Here is a 6,554-nt window from a genome sequence, read left to right as displayed (position 1 = left end):
ATGCGCGAGACCTCCGCACGAATGGCCGCCGCTTGTTGTTCCGTATGCATGTTGAGGCTCCTTCCGGTTGGGAGCCTGGGCACGGGGGCCACGGGACGTCAGGACGGGGGGCGGCGAGGACTTACGAACATTCGTGTCAGCACTTGCGGCTATGCTGCTGACGGCGCCGAAGCCATTGGTGATACAGTCTTGCGCCTCTACCGAGACGTGGAGGGAACCTGGGTGTACGTGGCCGGAAACGACAATACATCGGCATGCCAAGGCCAGTGCGAACTCGCATCCATGATCCAGTACGTGGTCCCTGCATCCGGCAAATATCAAGTGCGTGCCGGTTGTGCAACGGACGAAGCATGTAGCGGCACGGTCGTGCTCTACAGGCAATGAGTGGCACCTCGCGTTTTGCCAGGCACAGAGAGCTGCCCGGACCAAGCGGAGATCGAGCGGGAGAACACGACACGACTCGGCTGCGACGCGACTCGGCCGCGACGTGTTCCCGTGTGACGCCGTTCGCTCCACCGAGCGCGTCTCCCCCGGTGAGGAGGAGTCACCCGCTGCCGCTTCCACGTCGCGGGGCCCCTCCAGAGACGGTCTTCGAACAGACGGTGATCGCGGGCTCCGGGTTTGTGGGGGTCGGCCTGTCGATTCCGTGAAGCGCTGGGCGAGCTGAGCGGAAGAGGGGGCACGTGGACGGCGTGTTCCGCATGATTCGATTGTTTCCATGGGCGGCCCGAGGGAGCCCGCCCTCGGCGGTGGAGCGCCCGCTCGACGTCGTCGCGGTTCACGCGGAGTACGCCGACTTCGTCTTCCGATCCCTGCAGCGGCTCGGGGTTCGTCCTCCGGATCTCGAGGATTTGAGTCAGGAGGTGTTCGTCGTCGTCCACAAGCGGCTGCACACGTTCGATACGGCCAGTCCGATGCAGGCCTGGCTCTTCGGGATCTGCAAGAACATCGTCGCCCGCCATCGGCAACGGGCCTACGTGCGACGCGAGACGACGGCGATCCCGCCGCCGGAGACGAGCTCCGAAGGGATCCAGCCTACCCCGGAGGAGAGCCTCGCGACGAAGCAGGCGCGCGCCGAGCTGGAGGAGCTACTCCGCGAGCTCGACCCCGTAAAGTGCGTCGTGTTCGTGATGTTCGAGATCGAGCAAATGGGGTGCGAGGAGATCGCCAAGGAGCTGGGCGTGCCGGTGGGGACGGTGCACTCGCGGCTCCACAAGGCTCGGAAGGCGTTCGAGAAGGCCCTCGCGCGTCGCCAGGCGCGCCTTTCGCGGGGGAGGCGCCGATGAAGGAGCCGAAGCGATGGCTCGACGCCGACGGTTCGGCTCCGCCGCGCGTGCGTGAGCTTCTCATGAGCGCCGAACCGACGCGGAAGATGACGCAACTCGAGCTGGCGCAGTCGACCGTGCAGGTTGCGCAGATCGCGGCAACGCCTGTGGGCGTTTTGCCGGGGGTTCTCGCGAAAAAGATCGTGATGGCAATTCTGGGGATCGGCGGCGCGGTCGCACTTGTTGTCGCGCCTCGTGTCGGGCAGGACGTCCCGCTCGTGCTCAGGGTGCGGGCGCCGATCGAGAGGGTGGCGGCGACGGTGGAGGCGGTGCGTTCGAACGTACCTGCGCCGGAGGAGCCTGCGAAGCGCAGCGAGCGCCCGACGGAGGAAATGGAGGCGCGCGCCACGCCGGCAGCGAGCCGTCCGGCGCCATTGCCCAAGAAACCGGCCAGGGGTTCGGTCACGAAGAAAGTTGCGCCTCCCATGCCGTCGCCGCCGGTTTCGGCGGAGCCTGTCATGGAGGACTCGATCACCCGTGAGATTGTGATGTTGGAGGAAGCGCGGCGCCTCATGGCGACGAGCCCCTCGGAGGCGCTCGGTCGCGTCGAGGCGCATGCGCGGGAGTTTCCCGCGGGGCGGCTCGCGGCGGAGCGGGAGTTTCTTGCGATCGATACGTTGCTTCGGCTCGGGCGCAAAAACGAGGCCCGAGCGAGAGCCGAGGCCCTGCTCGAGCGATCGAGCGGGAGCCCGTACGAGGTGAGGGTGCGGCGGAAGCTCGACGAGATGCGCTGATTCGGAGAGAGGCGAACCATGCGAGGAATGCGATCGATGGGCTATCGTGTGGGGGCTGGGCTTCTGGTCCTGGGAATGGCGACGGCATGTGCGCCGGAGGGCCATGAGGCGAATGCGAAAGGAGCCAAAACGGGCGACGAGGCGCAGCCGGCTACGTCTGGTCTGAAGCCGATGTCGACGACGATGGTTGGAGGGCATCCACAGTCGATGGTGGCGCGTGATTTCAATGGCGATGGTCATCTGGATATCGCCGCCATCGTCTGCGGGACTGTCGCCGATGAGATGAACATGCATGGCTCGCCCGAGTGTAGCTGGGTTGATTGCTCCGTCGTCACGCTGTTCGGGAACGGCGACGGGAGCTTCGAGCAGCCGCCCGTCAAGTTGCCCCCTGGCTCCCTTCGAACCTATCGGGATCTCGAGGCAGGCGATTTTGACGGTGACGGGAACCAGGACCTCATTGCGTTGGCCGGGCCCGACGGGTTCGCCGTGGCATTTTGGCATGGTTTCGGCGGAAAGGATGTGCCGTTTGATGCTCCCGTCGAAACGATCGGGTGCAGCACCTGGACGGACCATGATTGGTTGTCGTCTTATGGGGACCCATGGTGGCCTGACGTGATGCGACCGTGGCTACCCGTGTCTGGAACATTTGGAAACGACGCGGCGACGGATGTGCTCGTATTGGGCGCAGAATGTGATGCCTTCGTGCTGGAGCACGGCAAGAATGTCGTTGGCGGCATTGGCGACTCGTCATGGATCTTGTCGACGGATATGCCGAGCGGGCCTGCTGTTGCGGGTGATTTTTGCGAAGACGGGAAGAGTGATCTCGTGTTTGCGGGTCAACTCTACTGTGGCGTCGCTGATGGCGCATTCCAGTTTGCTGTCTCAGATTTTTACAATCCGTTGAGTGATCGAGTCGTTCGTTCAGATGAGCCATGGGTGTCGTCGTATGAGACGGAGGAAAGGGTGCTCTTGACAACGGACCTCAACGGTGACGGTCATCTGGATCTCGTGCGGCTTCTTGGTCAGGCATCTGGGGCCCAGGATATCGCGGCCTCTCGCGGATTCGGGGACGGGACGTTTTTGTTGTCCGCTTATCTTTACGTCGGCGAAGCGACGCAGTGGACGTGGCCTCAATTGCAGACTGGCGATTTTGACGGGAATGGTAACGCCGACGTCGTGTACTTGTTCGAGGCCGAGCCTTTGCGGCAGGTACTTGTGGTCCTGCTAGGTGACGGACAGGGCAAGTTGATGAATCATGGCGAAATTGTCTACCGGAGTGAATCTCACGTGAATGCGGTGGGAGACTTCGACGGCGACCATGTGACGGACATCGCCCTTGCATACAAATGGAACATATCCACTGTGGCTGGTTCCACCCTCGTGGGGGTCGCCAAACATTGAGCGTACGGGCGGGCATCCTCAGCCTCCACGATATCCACGACTTCATGAACAAGCGCGTCTCGTACCGTCAAAGCAGCGTGCGTCTCGGTGCCGTAGCTGCGCTGCTCCTCGCCGGATGCACGACCGATGTCGACATCGCACGTTCTCGGGGCGAACTCTGCACAAGGAGCCAAGCTCTCGGAGCCGACCCAGGGGGCGCGCAGACTTGCAAACGCGGCGCGTGTGCCTGGAGCAAGCAAATCGACTCCCAGCACCGGGGCAGCGTTATGTCTGCCGCCCTCGATCGAAGCGGGAACTTGCTCATCGTCGGTCATTTTCAAGGCGAACTCAACCTCGGCGGCGAACCGCTCGCGTCACCAACCGGGGCATGGTTTCTGGCCAAGCTGGACGCGCAAGGCGGCCACGTATGGAGCAAGCGGTTTTGGGGGAGTGTCGCGGAGATCGTGTCCGTCGCGACCGACCCGTGGGAGAACATCGTGCTTATGGGCAACGTCGATGGCATCGTCGACTTCGGTGGAGGCCCGCAGCATCCGTCGGGGCGTTCCCAACATGATATGTTCGTCGCCAAATTCGCTGCGGATGGCAGTCACCGATGGAGCAAGCTCTTCGAAGCAGACCATGTATATGATTGGTCGCGACAGTTGAAATTGAAAGTAGATGCCATGGGTAGCATGATCGTGTGTGGCATCCGTGAAAACGAAGAAGCCCAGACCGCAGAGGGTGTTCTGCTCACGCTCAAAGAAGACGGTACCGACCAATTGAATACGAGACTCTCGAGCAGCGACAACTTTTTTGCGGGCATAGGCTGTGCGGCTGACTCGATGGGAAACATTTTTGTTGGAGGTGGCGCTGCGCTGCCACTGAATGAAGAGGGTCATGGTTCGACCCAAAGCGGCACGCATGTGCTGTTTTTGGCTAAATATGACACGAATGGCAAGCTCCTGTGGAGCCAGCAGCTCAGTCGCGACGGAGACAGCGGTGCCCTCGATGATGTTGCCGTTGACTCCCAGGGAAACGTCGTCGTCGTCGGTTCTTTCGTCGACATAATCAATTGGGGCGGCTGTCCCCTCGTTGCTGATTCAGAGGTCGGCGAAGCGTTCATGGCGAAGTTCGACGCCACGGGGAACCTTGTGCGGGCCAGGCAACTCCGAAGCATATATGGGCCATCCTTGGTGGCGGCTGGGGCAGGTGCCACCCTTGTCGGCGGATACGTTTCCGAGGACACGTCGCCCGAAGCAACCGATCGCAATCTTCATCTGGACGGCTGCCCTCTCTCGAACGGATCGGCGAGCGCGTTCCTGTTCAAGCTCGATGACGCCGGAGACATCCGCCGGATTTATTTCATGGACAGAGCATGGACTGGCGGCGCAGCCGCAATCGATCGAGACCATAATATCTTCCTCGCCGGTTCCTTCCAGGACACGCTCGACCTCGGCTGCGGCCCCATGACGAGCACGGGGGAGGAGAACATCGTCATCGCCAAGCTCGCGCCCTGACGCCCCAGTCTCGAAACGTGTGGCGCTCGATCCGATTTTGTGAAGGAAAAGCGCCTCCGCGCGGAAGTACATCCAGAACAACCACCTGCGACGTGGAAGCACGTGCGACGTGCCTTCAGGACGAGTCCTGAAGAAACCTCGCGGCGCAGGCGGACAAAGTGGAACGGGCGCACAGGGCGAGCCAGGTGTGGGGCCATCGATCCACCCTGCGCACTGCGAATGTGAAAGGAAATGTGCATGAAGCGTTTGACGACTCTCGTGATGATGGTTCTCGTGGGTGCGGGCTGTGCAGCGGAGGCAGCGGATGAAGGAGAGGGCGCCCTGGAGGGCAACCCGGGCGAGGAGAGCGTCGCGGAGGCCGAGCAAGCGCTCCATCTCTACGACTACTCCGCCTCGGACACCAACAGCGCTGCGAACGAGGCCAACGTCAAGAAGAAGACGATCAGCATCGGCGCCGGAGAGACCGTCATGATCGGGACGACGGTTCTCCCGGGAGCCCTCTTCAAAGGAGATACGTATCTCCGGCTTTACAATTTTCTCGACAAGCAGGCTGCGTCCAATGACGACTCGGCATGCGCCCAGAACTCGGGATCCCTGATCGCGTTCACATCTCCGTATGGGACGAAGGAAAACTTCGTTCTCTGGGGTGGCTGTTACGGCAACGATGCATGCGGGCCGAATTCGGTGCAAATTGCCCGGAGGGATCCGGTCGTCTTCTCGTATAGCGCCCAAGATACCAACAATGCCGCGGTCAACACCACCAATAAGACGTACTCCCTGACGGCCAACCAGATCGTTCGCGTCAGCACGTGCAACTATGCTGCTCACGGCGCCAAGGCCACCGGGGATACCTATTTGCGCCTCTACCGGGAAGTGGAGGGGACGTGGGTGTACGTGGCGGGGAACGACAATACATCTGCATGCGCAGACCAGTGCGATCTCGCATCCCTGATCCAGTACACGGTCCCCGCGACCGGTAAATATCAAGTGCGTGCCGGCTGCGCAGACGCCGCAGAATGTAGCGGCACGGTCGTGCTCTACAGGCAATAAGCGGGGCCTCATGGGCCACGGCGGCGGCGTCGATCTCGCCAGCCGCCGCCGCTCCCGCGTCTTCAAACGTCCCACCCCCCTCGCGTCACGGTAGCTCGCGCCCGTTCGAACGTTCGAACCCCCACGCGTCGCCGTCTCCTGCGGCTCTCCAAACGCCCGAACCCCGGCGCGTCACGGTCGCTCGCGGGTCTCCAAGCGCTCGAACCCCCACGCGTCACCGTCTCCCGAGGCGGTCCGAACCTTCCCCCACCCACGCGTCACGGTCGCTCGTGGGTCTCCAGGCGTTCGAACCCCCACGCGTCACGTTCTTCTGCCACCGTTCGAACGTTCGAACACCCTCGCGCACCGAAAACCTGCGGACCCCAGCGGACTGAGGACACGTCCGCGCGCGCCCTCCTCGCGCGCATGCGGAGCCCCCACCTACCCGCGTGATCCGCGCAGGATCCCGGCGGTGTTTCCTTGAAGCGATGGCCGAGGCGCGTCGTCTAGGCACAGTCAGGGTGGACCCCTACGAGCCGCGCGCGCCGGTGCCCGACACCTGATGTGAC

The 6,554-nt window shown here is 62.7% G+C and carries 5 protein-coding genes; all 5 read left to right on the top strand.

Annotation, left to right across the window (positions count from 1 at the left end; genetic code table 11):
- Positions 1-683: 683 nt before the first annotated feature.
- Positions 684-1,286: an RNA polymerase sigma factor gene (locus QHF89_RS40580; protein WP_136973217.1), complete on the top strand. Its 603-nt coding sequence runs from the start codon at positions 684-686 to the stop codon at positions 1,284-1,286.
- Complete coding sequence (locus QHF89_RS40575; RefSeq protein ID WP_136973218.1) at positions 1,283-2,059, top strand: hypothetical protein; 777 nt, start codon at positions 1,283-1,285, stop codon at positions 2,057-2,059. The genes QHF89_RS40580 and QHF89_RS40575 overlap by 4 nt, the downstream gene beginning before the upstream one ends.
- Before the next feature lie 36 nt (positions 2,060-2,095).
- Positions 2,096-3,460 (top strand): FG-GAP repeat domain-containing protein, encoded by a 1,365-nt coding sequence (locus QHF89_RS40570; protein ID WP_284721569.1) that lies wholly within the window; start codon positions 2,096-2,098, stop codon positions 3,458-3,460.
- A gap of 44 nt (positions 3,461-3,504) precedes the next feature.
- A complete protein-coding gene (locus QHF89_RS40565; protein WP_284721568.1) occupies positions 3,505-4,956 on the top strand; it encodes an NHL repeat-containing protein in 1,452 nt (483 codons plus the stop codon).
- 237 nt (positions 4,957-5,193) lie between these two features.
- Positions 5,194-6,006 (top strand): hypothetical protein, encoded by an 813-nt coding sequence (locus QHF89_RS40560; RefSeq protein WP_136973221.1) that lies wholly within the window; start codon positions 5,194-5,196, stop codon positions 6,004-6,006.
- Positions 6,007-6,554: the final 548 nt, after the last annotated feature.

Origin of the sequence: Polyangium sorediatum (assembly GCF_029946465.1) — a bacterium.
GTDB lineage: Bacteria > Myxococcota_A > Polyangia > Polyangiales > Polyangiaceae > Polyangium > Polyangium fumosum.
Note: the sequence above shows the minus strand (reverse complement) of the source record. Positions and strands in the feature narration are given on the sequence as shown.